Below are 26042 nucleotides of genomic sequence, written 5' to 3' on the forward strand. Positions count from 1 at the left end.
AGAACTGGCCGGCTCCCGCCACCCCCGAGATGTGGTGTGTGTTTCGTCCTGCGAGAGAAGTGGACGAAGTACGGCGCGCCCTGCGGGGCTCAGCAGAGCCTGCGGGCACCCGCCGAGGGCACGGCGGGGAAGATCCGCGGCGTCGCGTGGCCCGCCGCGGCGAAGGCCGCGAGGACGGACTGGGAGACCGTGTCCGCCTGCTCCTCCTCCACCAGCACGATCGCCGAGCCGCCGAAGCCGCCGCCGGTCATCCGCGCACCGAGCGCCCCGGCCTCGCCCGCCGCCGACACCGCCAGGTCCAGCTCCGGGCAGGAGACCCGCAGATCGTCGCGGAGCGAGGCGTGCCCGGCGTCGAGGACCGGGCCCGCGGCCCGCACGTCTCCCGCGTCGAGCAGGGCGATGGTCTGCTCGACGCGCTGGTTGTCGCTGACCACATGGCGTACGTAGCGCACCACGGACTCGTCGACGTCGGCCATGGCCAGGGTGTCCAGGGCCGCGCCGAGGCTCTCGTACGGCACTTCGCGCAGCGTCCGTACGCCGAGCGCCGCCGCGCCCGCCTCGCAGCCGGCCCGCCGCTCCGCGTAGGCGCCGTCGCCGAGCGCGTGCTTGACCTGGGTGTCGACCACGAGCAGCCGCAGTCCGCTCGCGGCCAGGTCGAAGGGGACCTGGCGCTGGGTGAGGTCGCGGGTGTCGAGGTGGAGGGCGTGGCCCTCGGTGCAGCAGGCGGAGGCCATCTGGTCCATGACCCCGCACGGCACGCCCACGAAGGCGTTCTCGGCACGCTGGCCGAGGACCGCCAACTCCTGGGCGGACAGCCCGAGTCCGAAGAGGTCGTTCAGGGCGAGTGCGGTGACGACCTCCAGCGCGGCGGAGGAGGACAGGCCCGCGCCGGTGGGGACGGTGGAGGTGAGCTGGATGTCCGCCCCGGTGACCGGGTGGCCGGCCTCGCGCAGCGCCCAGACGACCCCGGCCGGGTACGCCGCCCAGCCGTGCCCCTGCTGCGGGGCCAGCTCGTCGATCCGGAGCCGGACGACGCCGCCGGGCACGTCGGTGGAGTGGAGCCGCAGTTCGCCGTCGGTGCGGCGGGCGACGGCCGCGCGCGCGGTGTGCGGCAGGGCGAGCGGCATCACGAAGCCGTCGTTGAAGTCGGTGTACTCGCCGATCAGGTTGACCCGGCCGGGGGCCGCCCAGATCCCTTCGGGCGCACGCCCGTAGAGCTCGGTGAAGGAGGCGGTCAGCTCGCTGTTCCCGGTGAAGGAGGTGGTCGGCTCACTGGTCTCGGTCATGGGGCGGTGGGTTCCTCTCGGCGGGCGAACGTCCACGCGTCGGCGACGATTCCGGTCAGGTCGGCGCGGGACGGCGACCAGCCGAGCCGCTCCCGGGCGGTGGCGGCGGAGGCGACCAGCACGGCGGGGTCACCGGCGCGGCGGGGGGCCGCGGTCTCCGGGACGGGGTGGCCGGTGACCTCGCGGACGGTCTCGATGACCTCGCGCACCGAGAAGCCGTTGCCGTTGCCGAGGTTGCAGATCAGGTGCTCGCCCGCGGTGGCCGCGTCCAGGGCCAGCAGATGGGCCTCGGCGAGGTCGGCGACATGGATGTAGTCGCGGACGCAGGTGCCGTCGGGGGTCGGGTAGTCGTCGCCATACACCGAGATCGACTCGCGCCGGCCGAGGGCGACCTGGAGGACCAGCGGGATGAGGTGGGATTCGGGGCTGTGCCGCTCCCCGCAACTTCCGTACGCCCCGGCCACGTTGAAGTACCGCAGCGAGACGGCGGCCAGGCCGTGCGCGGCCGCCTCGCCGGTGATCATGTGGTCGACGGCGAGCTTGGTGGCGCCGTAGGGGTTGGTGGGAGCGGTCGCGTCGGACTCGGTGATGGGGGTGGTGGCCGGTTCGCCGTAGGTGGCGGCGGTGGAGGAGAAGACCAGAGTGCGCACTCCGGCGTCGCGCATCGCGGCGAGCAGGGCGACGGACCCGCCGACGTTGTTCACCCAGTACTTCTCCGGGTCCGTGACGGACTCGCCGACCTGGGAGTACGCGGCGAAGTGCAGCACTCCGTCGTAGGAGGGGTCCAGCCACTTCGCCGCGTCCTGGATGCGGCCCTCGATGAACTCGGCCCCGGCCGGGACGCCCTCCCGGAACCCGGTCGAGAGGTCGTCGAGAACGGTGACCGCGTGCCCGGCCTCCAGCAGGTGCTGGGCCACCACGCTGCCGACGTATCCCGCACCACCGGTGACCAGGTACTTCTTCTGGGGCTTGCTCACTGGCTCGCTACCTCTCGCAGTCGCTGGGCCGCGACCTCCGGCGGCACATCGTTGATGAACACGTTCATGCCGGATTCGGAACCCGCGAGGAACTTCAGCTTGCCGGAGGTACGTCGGATGGTGAAAAGCTCCAGATGGAGCCCGAAGTCCTCCCGTCCGGGGACACCGAACGGGGCCTGGTGCCAGGCCGAGATGTACGGGGTCGGCGGCTCGCCGGGGCCGAAGATCCGGTCGAATCGCCTCAGGAGTTCCAGATAGACCTGTGGGAACTCCGTGCGTGCGGCCTCGTCGAGTTCCCGCAGGTCGGGGACGCGGCGCCGGGGGTGGAGGTGGACCTCGTAGGGCCAGTGCGCGGCGTACGGCACGAAGGCGACCCAGTGCTCGCCGTCGATGACGATCCGGGAGCCGTCCGTCTCCTCGCGGGCCACCACGTCGTCGAAGAGGTTGCCGCCGGTCTCGGCGCGGTGGGCCGCCATGGAGCGGAACATCAGCTCGGTGCGCGGGGTGACGAAGGGGTACGCGTAGATCTGCCCGTGCGGGTGGCCGAGCGTGACACCGATCTCGGCGCCCCGGTTCTCGAAGCAGAACACCTGCTTGACCTGCGGGAGTTCGGCGAGTTCGGCGGTGCGGTCGGTCCAGGCCGAAAGGACCAGGGCGGCCTGTTCCTCGGTGAGGTCGGCGAAGGAGGCGTCGTGGTCCGAGGTGAAGCAGACGACCTCGCAGCGGCCGGAGTCGCCGGCGAGCGAGGGGAAGCGGTTCTCGAAGACGGCGACGTCGTAGTCGGCCTCGGGGATCTCGCTCTGCCGGCCGTCCCGCGAGGGGCAGAGCGGGCATTCGTCGGCCGGCGGGTGGTAGATGCGGCCCTGGCGGTGCGAGGCGATGGCGACGCTGTCCCCGAGGAACGGGTCGCGACGGATCTCGGACGAGGTCGACACGGCGTCGAGGGGGCGTCGGTCGACGGCGTCCCGTACGACGTCGTCGCGGCTGTCGTAGTAGAGCAGCTCCCGGCCGTCGGCGAGCGTCGTAACCGTCTTCTTCACCAGGTTCCTCCAAACATAACCAAACACAATGAACCACAACTCAACAAAGGCGTCAATGAGTGGTCCACGCCGGGCGGCTCGGGCAGTCGCGGTCCGGCGTCAGGCGTCAGGTTGTGTACGTGGAGAGGTGGTGGGGCGACTCAGAGGCTCGGCCGCTCCGGCCGGCCGGCCGGAGCGGCGCGGTCCAGCAGCCCGGTACGGGCCGCGAGCGCCGCGGCCTCCAGCCGGGAGCCGACGCCCAGCTTCATCAGCACCCGCTGCACATGCGTGCGCGCGGTGCTCGGCGCGATCCGCATCCCGGCCGCGATCAGCCGGGTGTCCTCCCCCTCGGCGACCCGCACCAGGACCTCGATCTCGCGCGGGGTGAGCAGGTGCAGCAGCCGCTGCCCCTCGTCGTCCGGCGCCGCGGTGGGATCGAGCAGTTCGGCGAAGGCGCCCTGGAGGAGTTGCGGCGCCACCGCCGCCTCGCCGGCCCGCGCCTTGAACATCGCCCGTTCGACGCCCTCCATGCGCTCGTCGTGGCGGACGTATCCCGCGGCGCCCGCCGCGAAGGCCGCCGCGATCCCGCGCGGGCTGGGTACCGGCCCGAGGACCACGACGGCCACCTGCGGGCGCTCGCGCCGGATCCGTACGATCGGGTCGAAGGCGCCGGGTTCGGCGGGCGCCGAGGTGCCGAACAGGCAGACCTCCGGGGCCCTGGCGACCACCAGTTCCGCCGCCCCCGAAGTCGGGGCAGCCGCAGCGAGGACGCGATGGCCCCGCAGCTTCAGCGCCGAGGCCAACGCCTCGGCGAGCAGTCTGTGATCATCGACCACCATCAGCCGCACGCCCATCGAGCACACCCCCGTAGCACCGGCACACCAGGCCCCCCGGCCTCCCTGACCCGGCAAGCTACACGCTTGTACGACGCCGCGGGCCGTTACCGGCCAAAAGGCTCCAGAACCCCGAATCGGCGTGCGTTCAGGGCCGGTTGACGGTGCGCCGCGTCCGACTGGTCGCCGTTGTGATCTGCCCGTCGATCGTCAGGGATCGCTCCCCGGGGTACGCACGCGCCCTGCGGGCTGTCCCCTTGCATGCGCGCGGGGGTGGTGTCCGTCGACCGGACACCACCCCCGCGCGCATGCGGCTTGTCTGCTCAGTCCCTGCTGAAGCTGACCACCAGTCGGCGACTCGCGTCCAGCGAGCCAAGGGGCTTGCTGACCATCGTGCTGGCCAGGTACAGGTGCCCGTCGCTGTAGCGGAACTCGGAGTAGTCCGGCGTGAAGCTGGTCTCCGCGTCACGGATGGACTCGTCGCTCGGGTTCTCCATCAGCACCGTCTGCTTGAACGTGGCGCCGTCGATGGAGACGACCTGGCCGCCCTTGTCGTACGGGGGGACCCGGTAGGCGATGATGTTGCCGCCGTCCATGCGGATCGGGAACATCGTGTAGCGGTCGCCCGCGTCGGCCCGGTCGCTGGTCTGCTTGCCGGTGGTGAGGTCGAAGGAGACGATCTCGTTGGTGTCGCCGTACTCGCCGGTGCCCTCGTGGTCCTCGGTCGGCACGTAGATCCGGTTGTTGCCGACGGCCAGCTGGCTGCAGCTCTCGACCTTGGTGGAGGCGCAGCGCGCGGCGTACTTCTCGCCGTCCGCCGCGATCCTGGTGAGCAGCTTGCCGGTGGAGGCGTCGATGGAGAAGAAGTCCGAAATGCCGCTGCCGTCACCGGCGGTGTCGCCGACATCGGCCGCGACGACCAGCGGCTTGGTGGAGACGATGCTCGCGTAGTCGACGCCGGGCGGCATCTTGTACGAGGAGAGCGGGGCCCCGGTGGTGGGGTTCAGCGCCTGGACGACGAGCTGCGGGTCGTCGTACGTACCGCACTTGCGGACCACCGCGAGGGCCTCGCCGCCGCCGTATCCCATGTCGTAGCAGCCGTCGGTGCTGGCCTTGGGCTTCCAGCGCTCGGCGCCGGTGTTCAGGTCGAAGGCGGCGCCGCCCTCGCTTCCGCCCGCGGCGACCGTGGTGCCGCTGACCGTGACCTCGGCGAACCTGACCGCCTCGTCACCGCTGGTGGCCGCGGTCACCGACTTGCTCCACATCAGCTTGCCGGTGTTCAGGTCGATCGCGCCGATCTGGCTGCACGGCGGGTACTTGGCCGCCTTGCTCGGCTTGCTCTGCTCGAAGGCGATCGCGGTCTTGTTGTCCTTGGACATGTGCCGCGAGGCGGCGCAGACCTGGCCCGCCAGCGGGATGGACCAGAGCTTGGTGCCCTTGGCCGGGTCGTAGGCGACGATCTCGTTCAGACCGGTCTTCACGTACGCCTTGTCGGTCAGCCAGGAGCCGTCGACCTTGGTGACGTCGGTGACCTTCGGCAGCGGCAGCTGGAAGGCGACCTTGGACTTGGGGTCCGCGGGTGCCTTCTCCTTGCCCGCGCCGTCGGAGGCGGCGCCGCCCTCCTCCTCGCCGCCCTTGCCCCCGGTGGCGCCGCTGGACGAGGACGCCTGGTCCTTCTTGTCGTCGTCGCCGGAGGAGGAGTACCAGATGCCGCCCGCAACGATCAGCACCACGGCGACCGAGGCGGCGACGATGATCTGCATCTGGGTGGAGAGCTTCTTGCCGCCGTTGTTCTGCGGCGGCTGCGGCGGCTGCTGCTGCATCGGCGCGGTCGGGTAGCCGTAGCCCTGCAGCGGCGGCTGGCCGGGCGGCAGGCCCTGCGGAAATCCGTAGCCCTGCTGCGGCTGGCCGGGCACGGGTGCCTGCGGGTAGCCGTAACCGGGCTGCGGGGGCTGGTTCTGCGGGTAGCCGTAGCCCGGCTGCGGCCCCTGCGGGTAGCCGTAGCCCGGGACCGGCTGCTGCGGGGCCCCGGCGGGCGGCTGGGCGTCCGCGGGAGGCGGCGTCGGGGCGCCGAAGCCGCCGGCGGGCGGGGTGGCCGGCTGCTGCTGCGGGGCCCCGGCGGGCGGCTGGATCGGTGCGCCGAACCCACCCGGCGGGGGGTCCTGCGGGGCACCGAATCCGCCCGGCGGGGGGTCCTGCGGGGCGCCGAATCCGCCCTGGGGCGGATCGTTGGGCGGCTGGGGCGGCTGCGTCATGGCGTACGTACCTCTGGGGAAAGGGAGTCGGTGGGACGGAACCGGCGGCGGTCGGTTGTGCTCCGACCGCCGCCGGTCGTGAGCCGTGGGGCTCCGACGGCCGGGAGTTGCCGTCGAAACGCTTCGTGAGCCGTCAGTTGCCGAAGGCCATCATGGTCTTCGTCTCCAGCTCTTCCTTGTCGTTCCTGGCGCTGACCCGGCCACTCGCGATGAAGGAACGGCCGCCCGCGTAGAGGACCTTCGAGTTGTAGAAGTCGATCTCGATCTCGGCCGTCGACGCGGGGTGCTGCAGCAGCATCCGCGGGGTGCCGCCGGTCGGTGCGAGGGTGGCGATGCCGCCGCCCTTCTCGTAGCCGGCCGCCACGTAGAGCAGCACATTGCCGCCCTCCATGCGCAGCGGCTTCACCGTGCGTCCGGCCGGGGCCGCGGCCTTCCACTTGGTCTTGCCGGTGTTCAGGTCGAAGGCCACGACCTTGTTCGTACGGGCGGTGCCGCTTGAGTCCGGCGCGGTCGCCATGTAGAAGGTGTTGGCGTCGGCGGCGACTCCGGTGCAGCCGTCGAGGGACTTGCCGAAGATGGCGAAGGTACTGCCGCAGTCCGGTGCGAACTTGTCGCCCTTGTCGCTGACGATGCCGGAGCGGAAGGATCCGTTCTGCTTCAGCGACAGGACGCTCCACTCCTTGTCCTTCTTCAGCGAGACCACCAGCGGGTCCACCGAGTAGACCCGGTCGATCTCCCAGCCGCGCTTGGGCCGGTAGGTCCACCTGGGCTTCCCCGTGTTCGGGTCGAGCTCCTGGAGCTGGTGCTGCGGGTTGTCGACGTCGTCGGTGCGGCAGCTGGAGGCGGCGATCAGCTTGGCTCCGCCGGCGAAGGCGAACGGCTGGCAGATGCCCGACGGCTTGCCGAACAGTTCCTTGCCGTCACTGACCCGGTAGGCATTGGAATTTCCGGTGCGCCCGACCGTCACGGTGTCGCCGCTGATGGCCAGCGAGATGTCCGACAGAAAGTCCCAGGTGCCGTTCTGCTTGATCGCCTTCTTCCAGCCGGCCTTGCCGGTGGTGAGGTCGATCATCTGGAGATCCGCGCAGTCCGCCTTGTCGGTGGTGCCGTTCTTGACCCCGATGACGATCTTGCCGTTGTCCGTGGTCTGCGAGGGCGCCGCACACAGGTCGGCGGGCAGCTTGAGGGTCCACTTCTGCTTGCCGTCGGCCACCGAGTAGCCGGAGAGCGAGCGGTACATGCCCTTGACGATCGTGTCGCCGACCACCCAGGGGCCGTACACGTCGGAGCCGTTGCGCGGCAGGTCGATGTCGTTCTTCTGCAGCCAGAGGACCTTCGCCTCGCCGGCCTTGCGCCCGGCGTTGAGGTCGCCGTCGGCGCCGCGGCCCTCGCCGTCGCCGTTGCCGTCACCCTCGTTGACGGAGGGTGAGACGCTCGGCTCGGCGTCCCCGCTCTCCTTCGCGACCGGCTTCTCGTCGCCGCCCCCGCTCGTGGCGACGAAGACGCCGCCGCCGATCACCAGGAGCGCGGCGGCCGCGGCACCGATGATGACCGCGGGCTTGCGCTTGGAGGAGCCGCCGCCCGGACCGCCGGGGGCCGGTGCGCCGGGGTACTGCTGCTGCGGGTAGCCGTAACCGGGCTGCTGACCGTACGGACCCGGCTGCTGCCCGTACGGGCCGGGCTGCTGGGCATACGGGCCCGGCTGCTGCCCGTACGGGCCGGGCTGCTGGGCATAGGGGCCCGGCTGCTGCGGGTAGCCGTGACCGGGGGCCTGGCCCGGGGCCTGCGGGTAGCCGTAGCCCGGCTGGGCGGGCGGCGGGGTCTGCGGCGGGCCCTGGGGCGGCTGAGGACTGCCCGGCGGCGGTTCCTGCGGCGCGCCGAAGCCTCCCTGCGGCGGTGGCTGGCTGGGCGGCTGGGTCATCAGCACGTCCCCCCTTCGTGCGGTCCGGTGCCCGGTCCGTTCTCCCCCGCGATTCCGCGGAGCACCACGGGGATTAGACCCCCCTGAACTCCCCGGAAAGGAGCGAATCGGGCATGAATCCCGCAGCGTTACGTCAGTCGAGCGGGGCTTCTTTGTACCACCCGCAACACCCAGGGCACCGGGCCGGTCCACCCCCTGTTCCCAAGGGAGAACCGGCCCGTGATGCCTCCGTTACGCCTCGGTATCCGTCAGTTGCCGAACATCTCCATCGACTTGGCCCGCTTCTCGTCCTCGCTCTCGACCCCGATGATGCTCGTACTCATCAGGAGAGAACGGCCGTTGACATAGGCGACCCGGGGCTGGAAGAGAGAGCGCTCGGTCCGCACCCCACCGTCCGGGTGCCGCAGCAGCAGCTGCGGTGTGCCACCGGCCGACGGCAGCGAGGCGATGGCGCCGGCCTGGTGCAGCGACGACTCGACGAACAGCAGCAGCCGGCCGCCCTCCACCCGCATCGGCATCATGGTCTGCCCGGCCGGGGCCGCGGCCTTCCACTTGGTCCTGCCGGTGTTCAGGTCGAAGGCCACGACCTTGTTGGTGGGGCCGGAACCGGACTTGGTGGCCTCGGTCGCCAGGTAGACCGTCCGGTCGTCGGCCGTCACCCCGAGGCAGTTGTCGAGGTTCCCGCCGCCGACGATGAGATCGGTGTCGCACTCCACCCGGTAGTTCTCGTTGCCGCCGACCAGCTGGGAACGGTAGGTGCCGTTCGCGTTGAGCGTGACGATGCCCCAGGAGCGCTCCTTCTTCAGGGAGACGACCAGCGGGCTGACCGAGTAGATCTGCGAGACCTCCCAGCCCTTCTTGACCTTGTACTTCCACAGGACCTTCCCGCTGACCGGGTCGATCCGCTCCACCAGCTGTTCCTTGTGGTCGTCGGCCGCCGTCTGACAGCTGGCCGCGGCGATCGCCACGGGACCGCTCGCGAAGCCGAACGGCTGGCAGTTCCCCGGCAGTTCCCCGAAGAGCACCTTTCCGTCACTGACCCGGAAGGCGTCCGTCCTGGTCTTGCGCCCGACGGTCACGGTGTCGCCGTTGATCGCCATCGCGGGGTAGGAGAGCAGGTCCCAGGCGCCCTGCCGCTTGTACGTCTTGTACCAGCCGGCCTTGCCGGTCGTGAGGTCGGCCATCTGGAGCCCGTTGCACTGCGCCTTGTTGCCGCTGCCGCTCTCGACCCCGAAGACGATCTTGCCGTCGGCGGTGGCCTGCGAGGGGGCCCCGCACAGTTTGCCGGGCAGGCGCAGGCTCCACTTCTCGCTGCCGTCGGCGACCGAATAGCCGGAGACGGTGTGGAACATCGCCTTGACTACGGTGTCGCCGACGAACCAGGGGCCGTACACGCTCGCGCCGCTGCGGGGCAGGTCGACGCCGCCCTCCTGGAGCCAGAGGACCTTGGCCTCGCCCGGGTCCCGCAGGGTGTTGATCCCGTCGGCCTCCGCACGCAGGTCGCTCGGCCCCGGGTCCTTCTCCTTGCCCTCGGGCTTGCCGGTGGCGGAGGCGCCCGGCTCGGGGCCGGCGCTCTTCTTCGCCGCGGGCTCGGAATCGTCCCCGCTCGTGGCCAGCCAGACCCCGCCGCCGGCCAGCAGCGCCACCGCGAGTACGGCACCGATGACCGCCCCGCGCCTGCCCCGGAAGAACCCTCCGCCACCTCTGCCGCCCGCGGGGCCACCGGACTGCGGTGGCGACGGCACGCCGTACGGACCGGGCTGCGTGGGTACGTTGTACGGACCGGGCTGGGTCGGTGCGTTGTACGGACCGGGCCGCGTGGGCACGTTGTACGGACCGGGCTGGGCAGGCGGCGGCCCGTAGGGACCCGGTTGCTGGGCGCCGTACGGACCGGCAGCCTGGCCCGACGGCTGGTTCGGCGGCCCGTACGGACCCGGCGGCGGATCGTACGGAGCCCCGAAGCCTCCCTGCGGCGGTTGCTGGCCGGGCGGCTGGGTCATCAGCACGTCCCCCTTCGTGCGGTCCGGTGCCCGGTCCGTTCTCCCCCGCGATCCCGCGAAGCCGGAAGGGGCCGACAACTCCCCTGAGCTCCAAGGGAAGGAGCGGATCGGGCATGGATTCCGCGGCGTTACGTCAGTCGAGCGGGGCTTCTTTGTACCACCCGCAACTTCCCGGGCACCGGGCCGGTCCACCCCCCGTTCCCAAGGGCGAACCGGCCTGTGATGCCGCGTTACGCCTCAGTACCCGTCAGCTGCCGAAGCCCACGATCGACTTCATCGACTTCTCCTCCTCGTCGTCGATCCCGCTGATGCTCGACTGCACAAGGAAACAGCGCCCGTTCTCATAGGCGACCCGGGAGCGGGAGAAGCCCCTTTCGACCAAGTCGGCCGCCGCCGGGTGCCGCAGCACCATCTGCGGCGTACCACCCGTCGGCGGGAGGGACGCGATACCGCCGCCCCTGTCCTTCTCCGCCGTCAGATACATCAGCAGCCTGCCGCCCTCCACCCGCATCGGCATCAGGGTCTGACGGGGCGGCGCCGCCGCCTTCCACTTGGTCCGACCGGTGTTCAGGTCGAAGGCCACGACCTTGTTGGTGAGATAGCCGGCCACCGGGGCGGGCTTCGTCGCGAGGTAGACCGCCCGGTCGTCGGCCGTCACGCCGAGGCAGTTGTCGAGACTCTGACCGTCGGTGAGGAGTTCGTCGTCGCACTCCGTCACGTAGTCCTCGGTGCCACCGATCAGTTGGGAGCGGTAGGTGCCGTTCTCGTTGAGCACGAGGATGGCCCACTTGTCGTCCTGCTTCAGCGAGACGACCGGTGGGCTCGCCGAGTAGAACTGCGCGACCTGCCAGCCCTTCTTGACCTTGTACTTCCACAGGACCTTCCCGCTGACCGGGTCGATCCGCTCCACCAGCTGTTCCTTGTGGTCGTCGGCCGCCGTCTGGCAGCTGGCCGCGGCGATCCCCTGCGGGCCACTGGCGAAGCCGAACGGCTGGCAGTTCCCCGGCAGTTCGCCCCAGAGCACCTTCCCGTCACTGACCCGGTAGGCATCCGTCCTGGTGGTGCGCCCCACGGTCACGGTATCGCCGTTGATCGCCATCGCGACATGGGAGAGCCCGTCCCAGAGACCGTGGCGCTCGTACGTCTTGTGCCAGCCGGCCTTGCCGGTCGTGAGGTCGACCATCTGGAGCGCTTCGCAGGACGCCTGGTCCCCGTTGCCGGACTTGACCCCGAGGACGATCTTGCCGTCGGCGGTGGCCTGCGAGGGCGCCGCGCAGAGTTCCGCCGGCATACGCAGGCTCCACTTCTGGCCGCCGTCGGTGACCGAGTAGCCGGAGACCGTGTGGTACATGGCCTTGACGATGGTGTCACCGACGATCCAGGGGCCGTATACGTTCGAGCCGTTGAGCGGCAGGTCGACGCCGCCCTGCTGGAGCCAGAGGACCTTCGCCTCGCCCGGCTTGCGCTTGGCGTTGATCGCGTCGGCCTCCGCACGGAGGTCGTGCGTGCCCTGGTCCTGGTCCTGGCCCTTGCCGCCGCCCCCGCCGCCGGAGTCCGGCACGGGGTCGGTGCTCTCCTTCACCGTGGGCTTCGCCCCGTCGTCGCCCCCGCTCGTGACGAACCAGATGCCACCGCCGGCCAGCAGCACCACCGCGAGCGCGGCAGCGATGACCGCACCGCGCCTGCGCCGGAAGAACCCTCCGCCACCGGGCTGCGGAGGCTGCTGCCGCGACTGCTGCTGCGGGTAGCCGTATCCGGGCTGCGGCTGCCCCGGATGGCCGTACGGGCCGGGCTGCGCGGGCGCACCGTACGGACCCGGCTGCTGGGCACCGTACGGACCGGGCTGCGCGGGCGCGCCGTACGGACCTGCGGCCTGAGCGGGCGGCGGCACGGAGCCGTATCCGGGAGGTGGTGGTGGCGACGACGACGGCTGAACCGACCCCGGCGGCGGATCGTACGGAGCCCCGAAGCCTCCCTGCGGCGGTTGCTGGCCGGGCGGCTGGGTCATCAGCACGTCCCCCTTCGTGCAGACGGATCCGGCTTCTGCGCCGGGCAAGGTTTCTTTCTATCACCCGCCCCACGAGCCCCAGCCGTCACACCTGACGCAGGGTAACAGTCAGGCGTCCTCGGCCAGTTCCAGCCAGCGCATCTCCAACTCGTCCCGCTCGGCGACCAGTTCGCGCAGCTCGGCGTCGAGCTTGGCCACCTTCTCGAAGTCCGTGGCGTGCTCCGCGATCTGTGCGTGCAGCGTGGTCTCGCGGGTGGAGATCTTGTCGAGCTGCCGCTCGACCTTCTGGAGCTCCTTCTTCGCCGCGCGGGCGGCCTGCGGGGAGAGCGCCGCGGCCGGTGCGGCCGTCTCCTTGGCCGGGGCGGGTGCGGCGGAGGGTGTGGCCGCCTCCTCCATCCGCTGCCGGCGCTCCAGGTACTCGTCGATCCCGCGCGGCAGCATCCGCAGCGTGCGGTCGCCGAGCAGCGCCATCACCCGGTCCGTGGTCCGCTCGATGAAGAACCGGTCGTGGGAGATCACGACCATCGAACCGGGCCAGCCGTCGAGGAGGTCCTCCAGCTGGGTCAGGGTCTCGATGTCGAGGTCGTTGGTGGGCTCGTCGAGGAAGAGGACGTTCGGCTCGTCCATCAGCAGGCGCAGGATCTGGAGCCGGCGCCGCTCACCGCCCGAGAGGTCGCCGACCGGGGTCCACTGCTTGTCCTTCGAGAAGCCGAACTGCTCGCAGAGCTGGCCCGCGGTCATCTCGCGGCCCTTGCCGAGGTCGACCCGGTCCCGTACCTGCTGCACCGCTTCGAGCACTCGCAGGTTCGGGTCCAGCTCGTGGACCTCCTGGGAGAGGTAGGCCAGCTTGACGGTCTTGCCGACGACGACCTTCCCGGCGGCGGGCTGTGCGTCGCCCTGGGTGCGGGCCGCCTCGGCGAGGGTCCGCAGCAGCGAGGTCTTGCCCGCGCCGTTGACCCCGACCAGGCCGATCCGGTCGCCGGGGCCGAGCTGCCAGGTGAGGTGGGTGAGCAGCGTCTTGCTGCCGGCCTGGACGGTCACGTCCTCCAGGTCGAAGACGGTCTTGCCGAGCCGGGCGTTGGCGAACTTCATCAGCTCGCTGGTGTCGCGCGGCGGCGGCACGTCGGCGATCAGCTCGTTGGCCGCCTCGATGCGGTAGCGCGGCTTGGAGGTGCGGGCGGGGGCGCCGCGACGCAGCCAGGCCAGCTCCTTGCGCATCAGGTTCTGCCGCTTGGCCTCCTCGGTCGCGGCGATCCGCTCCCGCTCGGCCCGTGCGAAGACGTAGTCGCTGTAGCCGCCCTCGTACTCGTGGACCGTGCCGCGCTGGACGTCCCACATGCGCGTGCAGACCTGGTCGAGGAACCAGCGGTCGTGGGTGACGCAGACGAGCGCGGAGCGGCGGGCCTGCAGATGGCGGGCCAGCCAGGAGATGCCCTCGACGTCGAGGTGGTTGGTCGGCTCGTCGAGGACGATGAGGTCCTGCTCGGCGATGAGCAGCTTGGCCAGCGCGATCCGGCGCCGCTCACCGCCGGAGAGCGGGGCGATGACGGTGTCCAGGCCGTGCTCGAAGCCGGGCAGGGCGAGCCCGCCGAAGAGCCCCGTGAGCACATCGCGGATCTTGGCGCTGCCCGCCCACTCGTGGTCGGCGAGGTCGCCGATCACCTCGTGGCGAATGGTCGCCTGCGGGTCGAGCGAGTCGTGCTGGGTGAGGACGCCGAGCCGCAGTCCGCCGCTGTGGGTGACGCGTCCGCTGTCCGCATCCTCCAGCCGGGCGAGCATCCGGATGAGCGTCGTCTTGCCGTCGCCGTTGCGGCCCACGACACCGATCCGGTCTCCCTCGGACACCCCGAGGGACACTCCGTCGAGCAGGGCACGGGTGCCGTACACCTTGCTGACCTGCTCGACATTGACCAGATTGACGGCCATTTCACTCCTGCCCGGAAGGATCGATCGGCTTCCCAGGGTACGGGGCCCGGGGGCTGGATTCCCCTGGCGGCCTTGCTTCCCGTACGTCCCGTACGTACATTTTTCTGTACGTACAACTTCCTGTACATGGACTCACGCCGGGAGGCGAGTATGCGAACCATGACCTACACGGAATCGCGCGCCAAGTACGCGGAGACCTTGAGTGCCGTCGTCAACGACCGCGAAGAAGTCATAGTGACGCGCGCCGGCCACGAGCCCGTGGTGATCGTGGCTCTCGACGAGTACGAGTCCCTGAAGGAGACGGCCTACCTGTACCGCAGCCCCGAGAACGCGCGTCGCGTCCTGGCGGCGATCGACGATCTGGAGAACGGTGGCGGCGAGGTACGGGAGCTGCTCGAATGAAGTTCATCTGGCACGAGTCCGCATGGGCGGACTACGTGTGGTGGCAGACCCAGGACCGGAAGGTCCTCAAGCGGATCAACGCCTTGATCCAGGACGTCGCCCGCAACGGGAACGAGGGCATCGGCAAACCCGAGCCCCTGCGGCACGGCTTCCATGGCTACTGGTCCCGCAGGATCAGCGAGGAACACCGGCTCATCTACCGCGTGGTCGAGGACGAGGTACGCATCGTCTCCTGCCGCTACCACTACGGCCGCTGAATCGTCGCGCCCGGTGCCGGGGAGAGAGCGGTCCGCGCGTTCCGGCAGGTGCCCGAGGTGAGCAGGGCCTCGGCCACCTTCCGCGCCGACTCCGCGTCCGCCACCAGGAACGCGGTGGTCGGCCCGGAGCCCGAGACCAGGGCCGCCAGGGCACCGGCCGCGGTGCCTGCGGCGAGGGTGTCGGCGAGCGAGGGGCGCAGGGAGAGCGCGGCGGGCTGGAGGTCGTTGGTGAGCGCCCCGGCGAGCGCGGTGGCATCGCCGGTGCGCAGGGCGTCGAGGAGCGCCGGGGAGGCCTCCGGCTCGGGGACGTCGGTGCCCGCCGTGAGCCGGTCGAACTCGCCGTAGACGGCCGGGGTGGAGAGCCCGCCGTCGGCGACCGCGAAGACCCAGTGGAAGGTGCCGCCGACATCGATCGGGGTCAGTCGCTCCCCGCGTCCGGTGCCGAGGGCGGCGCCGCCGACCAGGCTGAACGGGACGTCGCTGCCCAGCTGGGCGCAGATGGCGAGCAGCTCGTCCCGGCCGGCGCCGGTGGACCAGAGGGCGTCGCAGGCCAGCAGCGCGGCCGCGCCGTCGGCACTGCCGCCCGCCATGCCGCCCGCGACGGGGATGTCCTTGGCGATGTGGATGTGCACATCGGGTGCGATGCCGTGCCGCTCGGCCAGCGCGATCGCGGCGCGGGCGGCAAGGTTCGTCGCGTCCAGCGGGACCTGGGCGGCGTCGGGGCCCGAGCAGGTGATCCGCAGTCCGTCGGCGGGGGTGACGGTGACCTCGTCGTACAGGCCGACGGCGAGGAAGACATTGGCCAGGTCGTGGAAGCCGTCGGGGCGCGCGGCGCCGACCGCGAGCTGGACGTTGACCTTGGCGGGTACGCGGACGGTGACGCTCACTCGCCACTCCTGGAGGGCTCGTTGTCGGCAGCCACGGAGGGCTCGTTCCCGGCAGCCCCGGAGGGCTTGTGCTCGGCGATGGCGGCGAACTCCTCGACCGTCAGCGACTCGCCGCGGGCCTGCGGCGAGATCCCGGCCCCGACCAGGGCCGCCTCGGCGGCGGGCGCGGAGCCCGCCCAGCCGGCCAGGGCCGCCCGCAAGGTCTTGCGGCGCTGTGCGAAGGCGGCGTCGACGACCGCGAAGACCTCGGCCCGGCTCGCCTTCGTCGCGATCGGCTCGGTGCGCCGGACCAGGGACACCAGTCCGGAGTCGACGTTCGGGGCGGGCCAGAAGACGTTGCGGCCGATGGAGCCGGCCCGCTTGACGTCCGCGTACCAGTTGGCCTTCACCGACGGCACGCCGTAGACCTTGTTGCCCGGCCGGGCGGCGAGCCGGTCGGCGACCTCGGCCTGGACCATGACGAGGGTGCGCTCGATGGACGGGAAGCGCTCCAGCATGGTCAGCAGGACCGGCACGGCGACGTTGTACGGCAGGTTCGCGACCAGCGCGGTGGGCGCCGGGCCGGGCAGCTCCCGGACCAGCATCGCGTCGGAGTGCACCAGGGCGAACCGGTCGGCGCGCCCCGGCATCCGGGCGGCGACGGTCGACGGCAGCGCGCCCGCCAGCACGTCGTCGATCTCGACGGCGACGACCCGGTCCGCCGCCTCCAGCAGCGCCAGGGTCAACGAGCCGAGCCCGGGGCCGACTTCGACGACGACGTCGTCCGGGCGGACCTCCGCCGTCCGTACGATCCGGCGGACCGTATTGGCGTCGATGACGAAGTTCTGGCCGCGCTGCTTGGTCGGGCGTACGCCCAGCGCGGCGGCCAGCTCGCGGATGTCTGCGGGGCCCAGGAGGGCATCGGGCTCAGTGGTGCTCACCTGTAAAGCGTAAGGGCCCTCGCGGTCCGTGCCCGCCGCCCGGCCGCTCGGCAGCCCGCCGCCCGGCCGCTCAGTAGTCGAAGGCGCGTGCCGTGTTGTCCGCGATCGCCGCCGCCAGGGTGTCCTCGTCGATCCCCTTCACCTCGGCCATCGCACGCAGCGTGACGGGGATGAGATACGGAGCGTTGGGCCGCCCCCGGTACGGGGCGGGCGTCAGGAACGGCGCGTCCGTCTCGACCAGGACCAGCTCCGTCGGGGCGACGGCCAGGGCGTCACGCAGCGGCCGGGCGTTCTTGAAGGTGACATTGCCCGCGAAGGACATGAAGTACCCGGCGTCCGCGCAGATCCGGGCCATGTCGGCGTCGCCGGAGTAGCAGTGGAACACGGTCCGGTCGGGGGCGCCCGCGTCGGCGAGGACGCGCAGCACGTCCGCGTGCGCCTCACGGTCGTGGATGACCAGTGCCTTGCCGTGCCGTTTGGCGATCTCGATGTGGGCCCGGAAGGACTCCTCCTGGGCGGCGATGCCCTCGGGGCCGGTGCGGAAGTAGTCCAGCCCGGTCTCGCCGACGCCGCGTACGTGGTCGAGCGCCGCCAGCGCGTCGATCTGGGCGAGTGCCTCGTGCAGCGCCGCCCGGCCGCCCCCTTCGCGCGCCCCCTGGCGTGCGGTGCCGTCGGGATCGCCGTGCACGATGCGCGGTGCCTCGTTGGGGTGCAGGGCGACCGCCGCGTGCACGTTCGCGTGCGTACCGGCCATCTCGGCGGCCCAGCGCGAGCCGGACACGTCGCACCCCACCTGGATCACGGTGGTCACATTGACCGCCGCGGCCCTGGCCAGGCCCTCCTCGACGGTCGCGTCCTGCATGTCCAGGTGGGTGTGCGAATCGGCGACCGGTACCCGGAGGGGTTCGGGCAGCGGCGGGGCTTCGGTACGGCTCATGAGAACGATCGTAGGGCGCGCCGGTGTGCCCGCCCGCGGTGGGACCGGCGGGGCTAGGGCCTGTCCGGCGGATCAGGGTCGGACAGGGCGCGGCGTCCGGTGCGGTGCATCGCAAGGCGCCGGAGCGTCTTAATAGCGGAGCTATTCGGACGTTTCGGCAACGCCGCGAGGCGCCGTGCCGGACGCCGCGCCCCCGGCCATGATCCGCCGGACGGGCCCTACCTCCGGTGGAAGGGGTGCAGCAGGTCGGACAGGTGCCAGTGGTGCCCGGTGCCCGCGGGCGCGGCGGCCACGGCCTCGTCGTCCTGGATCGCCGCCCGGGCCGGCCGGGGGCCACGGAGCAGCCGCTGGACGGTCGAGACCTGGCCGGCCCGCATGATCCGGACCACGTGTCCGCCGCAGTTCGCGCAACTGGGCCTGGAAAGGGGAGAGGGAACCCGCTCCCCGTCCGCCTTGTAGATGACGAAGGCGTTGTTGGAACCGTCGACGTGGTGCTCTATCTCGTAGGCCTGTTCCCAGCCGTGTCCGCACCTCATGCAGGCGAAGGCATACGCCTCGTGTGCGGTGGCTGCTGCGATCTCGCTCATGCCCGCTCCTTTGTCCTTCGGACAGGCACTCCGGGCAAGCGCTCCGGAGAATGCGTCCCTGACTCAGTGGACGCCTTTTACCGGCATGAACGCATCGGGCCCTGCCGACTGTTGGAGCGCTTTTGGCCTGCGCGTGACAGAAAGGCCCGGTACGCGGCTATCGCTTTGCTTTTTACGACAGTTCTTTGCCTTCCGCAGGACCGGTTCGCGCCGCGTTCTTTGCCGCGACGACCGCGTCGAACACCTCGCGCTTGGGCAGCCCCGCGTCGGCGGCCACGGCGGCGATCGCCTCCTTGCGCCGCTCCCCCGCCTCCTCGCGCACCCGCACCCTGCGCACCAGCTCCTCGGCGTCCAGTTCCTCGGGCCCGGATTCGGCCGCGCCCTCGACGACGACGGTGATCTCGCCGCGTACCCCTTCGGCCGCCCAGGCCGCCAGCTCGCCCAGCGGGCCGCGCTTCACTTCCTCGTACGTCTTGGTCAGTTCCCGGCACACGGCGGCCCTGCGGTCGGCACCGAAGACCTCGGCCATCGCGGCGAGGGTGTCGTCGAGCCGGTGCGGGGCCTCGAAGAAGACCATGGTGCGGCGCTCGTCGGCCACCTCGCGCAGCCGGCCGAGCCGTTCGCCCGCCTTGCGGGGCAGGAAGCCCTCGAAGCAGAAGCGGTCGACGGGCAGCGCGGACAGCGCGAGCGCCGTCAGCACCGCGGACGGGCCGGGCACCGCGGTGACCTTGATGTCCTTCTCCACGGCGGCGGCCACCAGCCGGTAGCCCGGGTCGGAGACGGACGGCATCCCGGCGTCCGTGACCAGCAGAACGCGGGCGCCGCCGGTCAGTGCCTCGATGAGTTCGGGCGTACGGGCCGACTCGTTGCCCTCGAAGTAGGAGACGACCCGGCCCGTGGTGTGGATGCCGAGCGCCTGGGTGAGGCGGCGCAGCCGCCGGGTGTCCTCGGCGGCGACGACGTCCGCCGTCTCCAGCTCGGCGGCGAGACGCGGTGGGGCGTCCGCCACGTCGCCGATGGGGGTTCCTGCGAGTACCAGCGTTCCAGTCGTTCCAGTCACAAGAGCCATCCTCCCAGCACGGGCGGCAGCGTTCGCACAGATGCGTTCCCTACGATGGCGCGGTGACGAGTACTGCGCCCGAAGCCCGGCAGGGCCAAGACGCCGGGGAACCGCACGGCGAAGAACTGACCCCCTGGCAGCGGCGGCTGCGCCGCTTCGGCCATTCACCGCGGCCCGTGATCGGGCTGCGCGAGCGGCTCGTCCCGCCGTACACCCGGCCCGGCACCCAGCTGTGGGCGGTGCTCGGAATCTCCCCACCGATGGCCGAGCGGCTGGTGCGGTGGTCGGCCTGGGGCGGTCCGCTGCTGGTGGCGCTGATCGCCGGGGTGCTGCGGTTCTGGAGTCTGGGCAGCCCGGACGCGCTGATATTCGACGAGACGTACTACGCCAAGGACGCCTGGGCCCTGATCAACCAGGGTTACGAGGGCGACTGGCCCAAGGACGTCGACAAGCTGATCCTCGCGGACCCGTCGCAGGTGGACGTCCCGGTGGACCCGGGCTATGTGGTGCACCCGCCGGTCGGCAAGTGGATCATCGGGCTCGGTGAGCTCCTCTTCGGGTTCACGCCGTTCGGCTGGCGGTTCATGGTGGCGGTGCTCGGCACGCTGTCGGTGCTGATGCTGTGCCGGATCGGCCGGCGGCTGTTCCGCTCGACGTTCCTGGGCTGCCTGGCGGGCACCCTGCTCGCCGTCGACGGTCTGCACTTCGTGATGAGCCGCGCCGCGCTGCTCGACCTGGTGCTGATGTTCTTCGTGGTGGCGGCGTTCGGCGCGCTCCTCATCGACCGCGACTGGGCGCGGCGCAGATTCGCCGCGGCGCTGCCGGTCGACGAGGAGGGGGTGCTGCGTCCCGACGCGGAGATCGCGGAGAAACTGCGGCTCGGCTGGCGTCCGTGGCGGATCACCGCGGGCCTGATGCTGGGGCTGGCCTTCGCCACCAAGTGGAACGGCCTGTACATCCTGGCCGCGTTCGGGCTGATGACGGTGGCGTGGGATGTGGGCGCGCGACGCACCGCGGGCGCGGTGCGTCCGTATCTGGCGGTGCTGAAGCGGGATCTGGTGCCGGCCTTCGTGTCGACGGTCCCGGTCGCGATCCTCACGTATGTGGCCTCCTGGACCGGCTGGATCGTCACCGGCAAGGGCTACTACCGCGACTGGGCGCAGACCGACGGCCAGGGCGGCAACTGGACCTGGCTGCCGGACTGGCTGCGCAGCCTGTGGCACTACGAGTACCAGGTCTACGAATTCCATGTGAGCCTGACCTCCGGCCACACGTACGAGTCCAATCCCTGGAGCTGGATCGTGCTCGGCCGGCCCGTCTCGTACTTCTGGGAGGAGCAGTCGGGCTGCGAGGGGTCGGAGACCGGCAAGTGCGCGCGCGAGGTGCTGGCGATCGGGACGCCGCTGCTGTGGTGGGCGGCGTGCTTCGCCCTGGTGTACGTGCTGTGGCGGTGGTTCTTCCGGCGCGACTGGCGGGCGGGCGCGATCGCCTGCGGTGTGGCGGCGGGCTGGCTGCCCTGGTTCTTCTACCAGGAGCGGACGATCTTCCTCTTCTACGCGGTCGTGTTCGTGCCGTTCCTGTGTCTGGCGGTGACGATGATGATCGGCGCGATGCTGGGCCCGGCAGCCGGGACGGGGCCGAAACACGAGCTGGGCCTGGCGACCGGCGATCCCTCGGGGGAGCGCAGACGGACGCTGGGCGCGATCGCGGCGGGCGTCCTGGTCCTGCTGATCATCTGGAACTTCATCTACTTCTGGCCGATCTTCACGGGCACCCCCATCCCCGACGAGGCGTGGCGCGACCGGATGTGGCTGGACACCTGGATCTGACGGGAGCGCGTCGTCCGGGTGTGTCCGGAACAACGTGCCCACGCCACACATATCGCGTTCCGATAACAACCGTCCCGGCCCTCGCCACCGTCCCGTAGGGTGCCCGGCAGCATCCCCTTGAACACGTTCAAGGGGGCTCCTGGGGAGGGGACTGCAACGATGCGCAGTGGAGCGAAGGTTGCGATAGTCGGCGGGGTGTTCGCGGTCGTGGCCGGCGGGGTGGGCTACGGGGCGTACAACATCCTGGACGGACTGGGCGGCGGCGGAGGCGGAGGCACGGACAGCAAGTCCACCTCCGCCGAGGTGAGGACCGGCCCGGTCACCGAGGCGGAGATCGACGACGCGTCGAAGAAGTTCCTGAAGGCCTGGGCGAGCGGCGACCCGGACACCGCGTCCCAGCTCACCAACAACGCGGCCGAGGCCGGTCCGGCCCTCACCGGTTACCGCGAGAACGCCCATGTCACCAAGGCGGTGATCACCCCGGGCCCCGCCGTCGGCTCGAAGGTGCCGTTCACGGTGAAGGCGACCATCTCCTTCGAGGGCACGTCCAAGCCCTGGTCGTACTCCTCCGAGCTGACCGTGGTGCGCGGACTGACCACCGGCAGGCCGCTGGTGGACTGGTCCCCCGCCGTGCTCCATCCGGACCTGACGGACGGTGCCTCGCTCAGGACGGGCGAGGCGGCGGCCCCGTCGATCGAGGCCGTCGACCGCAACGGCAGGGCCCTCACCAAGGAGAAGTACCCCTCGCTCGGCTCGATCCTGGACGCCCTGCGCGAGAAGTACGGCCAGAAGGCCGGCGGCACCGCCGGCATCGAGACCTGGATCGAGAACGCGGACGCGGGCAGCCCGGACAGGACCCTGCTGACTCTCACCAAGGGCACACCGGGCAAGCTGCAGACCACCCTGGACGCCGACGCGCAGGCAGCGGCCGAGGTGGCCGTGAAGAAGTTCAGCCAGGCCTCGGTGGTGGCGGTCCAGCCGTCCACCGGCGCGATCCGCGCGGTCGCCAACAACCCGGCCACCGGCTTCAACGCGGCGATGCAGGGCAAGCAGGCGCCCGGTTCGACGATGAAGATCGTGACGGCGGCGATGCTGATCGAGAAGGGACTCGCCTCCGCCGACCGGCAGATCGAGTGCCCGCCGACCGCGACGTACTACGGCCGCACCTTCAAGAACCTGGACGACTTCTCCATTCCGGACGGCACCCTGACGACCAGCTTCGCCCGGTCCTGCAACACGGCCTTCATCAAGCTGATCGACGACACCAAGGACGACGCGGCGCTCGCCAAGGAGGCCCGCGACGTCTTCGGGATCGGCCTGGACTGGCAGACCGGCGTCGTCTCCTTCGACGGCAGCGTGCCCGAGGAGACCCAGGGCGAGGCGGCCGCGCAGTACATCGGCCAGGGCACGGTCCAGATGAACGCCCTCAACATGGCCTCCATCACCGCCACCGCGAAAACCGGCACCTTCCACCAGCCGATCCTCGTGGACCGCGGACTCGACGGCCGGCCGATCGCCACCGCCTCCCGTTCACTGCCCGGGTACGTCTCCCAGCAGCTCACCAACATGATGCGCCAGACGGCGAGTTGGGGCACCGGCAAGGCCGCGATGGCCTCGGTAGGCGGCGACAAGGGCGCCAAGACCGGCTCGGCGGAGGTGGACGGCCAGGCCACATCCAACAGTTGGTTCACCGGCTTCAGCAACGACCTGGCCGCCGCCGCGGTGGTCCAGTCCGGCGGCCACGGCGGCGACGCGGCGGGCCCGGTGGTCGCGGCGGTACTCCGCGCGGGGTCGTGAGACGCCGCCCGCGTGGAACCCCGTCGCGCGCCCGCCGGGGATTACGGGACAGCCCTTAGCATGCGGGGCATGAGCACTTCCGATGCCACCTCTGCCGCCGAAGCCCACCCCCGATTCGCCGAGGCCCTCCGGGAGTTGGGACTCGATGTCGAGGTCCGCCCGCTCGACCCCAAGTCGCTGATCGGGCACGCCGGCGGAACCGTGGTGGACGTGCGCGAGCAGTCGAAGTGACACCGCTGGTCGCGTTCGCGGTCCTGATCGCGGCGGTCACGCACGCCAGTTGGAACGCGATCGCGCACGCGATCAAGGACCAGCTCCTCTCCTTCACCCTGATCTCCGGCGGCGGGGTGCTGATCGGCGCGGTCGGCGCCTGCTTCGTTCCGTTCCCGGCCGCCGGGGCCTGGCCGTATCTGCTGGTCTCGGCCGGGCTCCATGTGGCGTACATGATGCTGCTGATGCGCTCGTTCACCCTGGGCGACTTCGGGCAGATGTACCCGATCGCCCGGGGCACGGCGCCGCTGGTGGTGACGGTCCTCGCCGCGGTCTTCGTCGGCGAGCGCCCGGACGGCTGGGCCACCGCCGGGGTCGCGGTGGCCTCGGCGGGGCTCGTCGGGCTGGCCCTCTGGGGCATCCGGGGCTCCGGCAGGCGCCCCGACTGGCCGGCCCTGCTGGCCGCCCTCGCGACCGGTCTGGCCATCGCCGGGTACACCACGGTGGACGGTGTCGGGGTACGTGCCTCCGGCAGCTCGCTCGGTTACGTCGCCTGGCTGATGATCCTGGAGGGACTGGCCATCCCCGCCTACGCGCTGTACCGACGCCGGGGCGAACTCGCGGACCAGCTGAAGCCGTACGCCGCCCGCGGGCTGCTGGGCGCGGTCCTGTCGGTGACGGCGTACGGCCTCGTCCTGTGGGCCCAGACACGGGCCGCCCTGGCCCCGATCGCGGCCCTGCGGGAGTCGTCGATCATCGTCGGGGCGGCCATAGGAACGGTGTTCTTCAAAGAACGGTTCGGCGCGCCGCGCATCGCGGCCGCCGGGCTGATGGTGGTCGGCATCGGGCTGATGCTGCACGCGAGTTGAGCGCCGGCGGCACCCGCTCGCCCCGCCGGGCCCGGCTGCGGCTACTCCCCCGAAACCGCGTTCCGGAAGCCGTAGTTGACCGCCGTCAGCCCGCCGTCCACGCGCAGCGTCGTGCCCGTGATCCAGGCCGCGTCGCGCGAGGCGAGGAAGGCGACGGCGGACGCGATGTCCTCCGGCTCGCCGACCCGGCCGAGCGGGTAGAGGCCGCTCACCCGGGAGAGGTCGGCGTCCCGGCCCGCCCAGGCGTCCGTGCGGACCGTGCCGGGCGCGACGAGATTGACGCGTACGCCGCGCGGTCCCGCGTGGCCCGCGAGGGTGCGGGTGAAGCCGGCCAGCCCCGCCTTGGCTGCGCTGTAACCGTGGTTGCCGAAGCCCTGTTCGCCGTTGACCGAGCCGATGTTGACGATCGCGCCCCGGCCGGAGGCCACCAGGTGCGGGAGGGCCGCCCGCGCGCAGCGGTAGGGGCCGGTGAGGGTGACGTCCAGATCACGCTGCCATGCCTCGTCGGGCTCGTCCTCGAAGAGCGGGACGTCCCTGGTGCAGGAGTACGCGTTGTTGACCAGCACGTCCAGAGAGCCGAAGGCGGCGACCGCGTGGGCCACCGCCGCCTCGACGGCCGCCCGGTCGGCCACGTCGCAGGGCAGCGCCTCAGCGGCCCCGCCCGTCTCGCGTATCGCCGCGGCGGCCTGCTCGGCGCGGTCCCCGTCCAGGTCGGTGACCAGGACGCGCGCGCCCTCCGAGGCCAGTCGGCGGGCCGTGGCCGCGCCGATGCCCTGGCCCGCTCCGGTGATGAGCACGCCGTATCCGTCGAACCGTGAACCAGCAGGGTGAGAAGGATTCATAGCGCCGACCGTACTGCCCTGACCAAAGCCTGGGCACGGGGATCGGCGGTAACTCCCTTCTGCAGACCGTTCGTCACATAGCCCAGCGCGATGCCGGATTCGGGGTCGGCGAAGCCGAGCGAGCCGCCCCGGCCGGGGTGGCCGAACGAGCCGGGGGCGAGCAGCGGGGACGCCGGGCCGTGCAGCATGTAGCCCAGGCCGAACCGGGTGTTGACGACCAGGACCCGGTCCGGGCCCGCCGACTCCTCGGTGCGGGCGAGGGTGAGGGTGGCCGGGGCGAACAGGCGGTGCCCGTCGACCGGGCCGATCATCGCGGCGTAGCAGCGGGCCAGCGCGCGTGCGGTGGCGATGCCGTTGGAGGCGGGGAGTTCGGCCGCCCGGTAGCCGGGGTCGTTCTCGTCGGGGAGCGGGTCGATGGCGCCGAAGGCGCGGCGGGTGAGGGAGTGCGGGTCGCGGTACGCCTCGGCGACGGACCGCTTGGGCCGCACCCGCAGGGTGCCGCCGTTGCCCGGGGCGGCGGGCGGCTCGACGGGCCCGATGCGGCCGACCCGGTGTGCCTCGTCCGTCGGGAGGCCGAACCAGAAGTCCAGGCCGAGCGGGCGGGCGATCTCCTCGGCGATCCAGCGGCCGACGGTGCGGCCGGTGACCCGGCGCACCAGTTCGCCGATGAGCCAGCTGTAGGTCTGGGCGTGGTAGCCGTGGTCGGTGCCGGGTTCCCACTGGGGCGACTGGGCGGCGACGGCCTGCGGGCCCAGGATCCCGTCGGCCGCCTCGGAGGGGCTCAGCGGGCGGTCGAGCGCGGGGAGCCCGGCCCGGTGGGACAGGAGGTGCCGGACGAGCACGCGTTCCTTGCCGGCCGCCTTGAACTCTGGCCAGTACGTGCCGACCGGGGCGTCGAGGTCGACCTGGCCGCGCTGGTGCAGCAGCAGCGGTACGGCGGCGGCGATGCCCTTGCCCGCCGAGCGGACGACCTGCACGGTGTCGACGGCCCATGGTTCGGTGCCGTCGACGTCTCTCGTACCGGCCCAGAGGTCGACGACCTTCTGCCCGTCCCGGTAGACCGTGACGGCCGCGCCGCGTTCGCCCCGCTGCTCGAAGTTACGGATGAAGGCATCCCTGACCGGTTCGAATCCGGCCGCCACCGTGCCCCGTACGTCCACGCCTGCTCCTGCGCTCCCGCTCATCCCCCCATGGTGCATCCCGGCGCGGGTGGCAGGTGT

Annotated in this window: 22 protein-coding genes; 6 read left to right on the forward strand and 16 right to left on the reverse strand. The window is 71.4% G+C overall.

Annotated elements, in window-relative coordinates; genetic code table 11:
- Nucleotides 1–89: 89 nt before the first annotated feature.
- From galK to ACWCQ6_RS02825, 9 genes are all read right to left on the reverse strand, one after another.
- Nucleotides 90–1286 carry a galactokinase gene (gene galK / locus ACWCQ6_RS02785; RefSeq protein WP_451084977.1) on the reverse strand — a complete coding sequence of 399 codons (1197 nt, stop codon included), beginning with the start codon at nt 1284–1286 and terminating at the stop codon, nt 90–92.
- The gene (gene galE, locus ACWCQ6_RS02790) at nt 1283–2263 is read right to left on the reverse strand and encodes a UDP-glucose 4-epimerase GalE (protein ID WP_451084978.1); all 981 of its coding nucleotides are present in this window, start codon (nt 2261–2263) and stop codon (nt 1283–1285) included. Before galE ends, galK begins: the two co-directional genes overlap by 4 nt.
- Nucleotides 2260–3303, reverse strand: a complete 1044-nt coding sequence (gene galT, locus ACWCQ6_RS02795) for a galactose-1-phosphate uridylyltransferase (protein ID WP_451084979.1) — start codon at nt 3301–3303, stop codon at nt 2260–2262. The genes galE and galT overlap by 4 nt, the downstream gene beginning before the upstream one ends.
- Before the next feature lie 140 nt (nt 3304–3443).
- Entirely contained in the window at nt 3444–4136 is a 693-nt protein-coding gene (locus tag ACWCQ6_RS02800) for a response regulator transcription factor (protein WP_451084980.1), read from the reverse strand.
- Between the two features lie 302 nt (nt 4137–4438).
- The gene (locus ACWCQ6_RS02805) at nt 4439–6370 is read right to left on the reverse strand and encodes an outer membrane protein assembly factor BamB family protein (RefSeq protein ID WP_451084981.1); all 1932 of its coding nucleotides are present in this window, start codon (nt 6368–6370) and stop codon (nt 4439–4441) included.
- A gap of 133 nt (nt 6371–6503) precedes the next feature.
- Nucleotides 6504–8291 (reverse strand): outer membrane protein assembly factor BamB family protein, encoded by a 1788-nt coding sequence (locus ACWCQ6_RS02810; protein ID WP_451084982.1) that lies wholly within the window; start codon nt 8289–8291, stop codon nt 6504–6506.
- 248 nt (nt 8292–8539) lie between these two features.
- Entirely contained in the window at nt 8540–10291 is a 1752-nt protein-coding gene (locus ACWCQ6_RS02815) for an outer membrane protein assembly factor BamB family protein (RefSeq protein ID WP_451084983.1), read from the reverse strand.
- 247 nt (nt 10292–10538) lie between these two features.
- Nucleotides 10539–12347, reverse strand: a complete 1809-nt coding sequence (locus ACWCQ6_RS02820) for a collagen-like triple helix repeat-containing protein (RefSeq protein ID WP_451084984.1) — start codon at nt 12345–12347, stop codon at nt 10539–10541.
- A gap of 60 nt (nt 12348–12407) precedes the next feature.
- Nucleotides 12408–14225: an ABC-F family ATP-binding cassette domain-containing protein gene (locus ACWCQ6_RS02825; protein WP_451084985.1), complete on the reverse strand. Its 1818-nt coding sequence runs from the start codon at nt 14223–14225 to the stop codon at nt 12408–12410.
- A 150-nt stretch (nt 14226–14375) separates the two neighbouring features.
- On the opposite strand from ACWCQ6_RS02825, the gene ACWCQ6_RS02830 reads away from it, so the two are divergent.
- Together ACWCQ6_RS02830 and ACWCQ6_RS02835 are read left to right on the forward strand one after the other, a co-directional pair.
- A complete protein-coding gene (locus tag ACWCQ6_RS02830) occupies nt 14376–14627 on the forward strand; it encodes a type II toxin-antitoxin system Phd/YefM family antitoxin (RefSeq protein ID WP_189545522.1) in 252 nt (83 codons plus the stop codon).
- Nucleotides 14624–14884: a Txe/YoeB family addiction module toxin gene (locus ACWCQ6_RS02835; RefSeq protein ID WP_451084986.1), complete on the forward strand. Its 261-nt coding sequence runs from the start codon at nt 14624–14626 to the stop codon at nt 14882–14884. Before ACWCQ6_RS02830 ends, ACWCQ6_RS02835 begins: the two co-directional genes overlap by 4 nt.
- Here the strand turns inward: ACWCQ6_RS02835 and ACWCQ6_RS02840 are convergent.
- The 5 genes from ACWCQ6_RS02840 to rsmI form a co-directional block, all read right to left on the reverse strand.
- A complete protein-coding gene (locus ACWCQ6_RS02840; protein WP_451084987.1) occupies nt 14872–15771 on the reverse strand; it encodes a 4-(cytidine 5'-diphospho)-2-C-methyl-D-erythritol kinase in 900 nt (299 codons plus the stop codon). The two genes, ACWCQ6_RS02835 and ACWCQ6_RS02840, sit on opposite strands and share 13 nt — an antisense overlap.
- Nucleotides 15768–16691, reverse strand: a complete 924-nt coding sequence (gene rsmA, locus ACWCQ6_RS02845; protein WP_451084988.1) for a 16S rRNA (adenine(1518)-N(6)/adenine(1519)-N(6))-dimethyltransferase RsmA — start codon at nt 16689–16691, stop codon at nt 15768–15770. Before rsmA ends, ACWCQ6_RS02840 begins: the two co-directional genes overlap by 4 nt.
- Nucleotides 16692–16761: 70 nt before the next feature.
- The gene (locus tag ACWCQ6_RS02850; RefSeq protein WP_451084989.1) at nt 16762–17628 is read right to left on the reverse strand and encodes a TatD family hydrolase; all 867 of its coding nucleotides are present in this window, start codon (nt 17626–17628) and stop codon (nt 16762–16764) included.
- A 218-nt stretch (nt 17629–17846) separates the two neighbouring features.
- On the reverse strand, nt 17847–18215 hold the full coding sequence (locus tag ACWCQ6_RS02855) for a hypothetical protein (RefSeq protein ID WP_451084990.1): 369 nt from the start codon (nt 18213–18215) through the stop codon (nt 17847–17849).
- Nucleotides 18216–18387: 172 nt separating this feature from the next.
- Entirely contained in the window at nt 18388–19284 is an 897-nt protein-coding gene (gene rsmI / locus ACWCQ6_RS02860; protein ID WP_451084991.1) for a 16S rRNA (cytidine(1402)-2'-O)-methyltransferase, read from the reverse strand.
- A 53-nt stretch (nt 19285–19337) separates the two neighbouring features.
- Between rsmI and ACWCQ6_RS02865 the strand changes: the two genes are divergently transcribed.
- The 4 genes from ACWCQ6_RS02865 to ACWCQ6_RS02880 all read left to right on the forward strand — a co-directional run bounded on the left by ACWCQ6_RS02865 (nt 19338) and on the right by ACWCQ6_RS02880 (nt 23980).
- Nucleotides 19338–21104, forward strand: coding sequence for a dolichyl-phosphate-mannose--protein mannosyltransferase (locus ACWCQ6_RS02865; RefSeq protein ID WP_451084992.1), 1767 nt, complete (start codon nt 19338–19340; stop codon nt 21102–21104).
- A 159-nt stretch (nt 21105–21263) separates the two neighbouring features.
- Nucleotides 21264–22901: a penicillin-binding transpeptidase domain-containing protein gene (locus tag ACWCQ6_RS02870; protein ID WP_451084993.1), complete on the forward strand. Its 1638-nt coding sequence runs from the start codon at nt 21264–21266 to the stop codon at nt 22899–22901.
- Nucleotides 22902–22970: 69 nt separating this feature from the next.
- A complete protein-coding gene (locus tag ACWCQ6_RS02875; protein WP_451084994.1) occupies nt 22971–23132 on the forward strand; it encodes a hypothetical protein in 162 nt (53 codons plus the stop codon).
- Nucleotides 23129–23980 (forward strand): EamA family transporter, encoded by an 852-nt coding sequence (locus tag ACWCQ6_RS02880; RefSeq protein WP_451084995.1) that lies wholly within the window; start codon nt 23129–23131, stop codon nt 23978–23980. Before ACWCQ6_RS02875 ends, ACWCQ6_RS02880 begins: the two co-directional genes overlap by 4 nt.
- 41 nt (nt 23981–24021) lie before the next feature.
- Here ACWCQ6_RS02880 and ACWCQ6_RS02885 read toward each other — a convergent pair whose 3' ends face one another.
- Both ACWCQ6_RS02885 and ACWCQ6_RS02890 read right to left on the reverse strand, forming a co-directional pair.
- Nucleotides 24022–24822, reverse strand: coding sequence for an SDR family NAD(P)-dependent oxidoreductase (locus tag ACWCQ6_RS02885; RefSeq protein ID WP_451084996.1), 801 nt, complete (start codon nt 24820–24822; stop codon nt 24022–24024).
- Entirely contained in the window at nt 24819–25982 is a 1164-nt protein-coding gene (locus ACWCQ6_RS02890) for a serine hydrolase domain-containing protein (protein ID WP_451085111.1), read from the reverse strand. Before ACWCQ6_RS02890 ends, ACWCQ6_RS02885 begins: the two co-directional genes overlap by 4 nt.
- Between the last annotated feature and the right edge of the window lie 60 nt (nt 25983–26042).

The organism is Streptomyces sp. NPDC001880 (assembly GCF_053594575.1).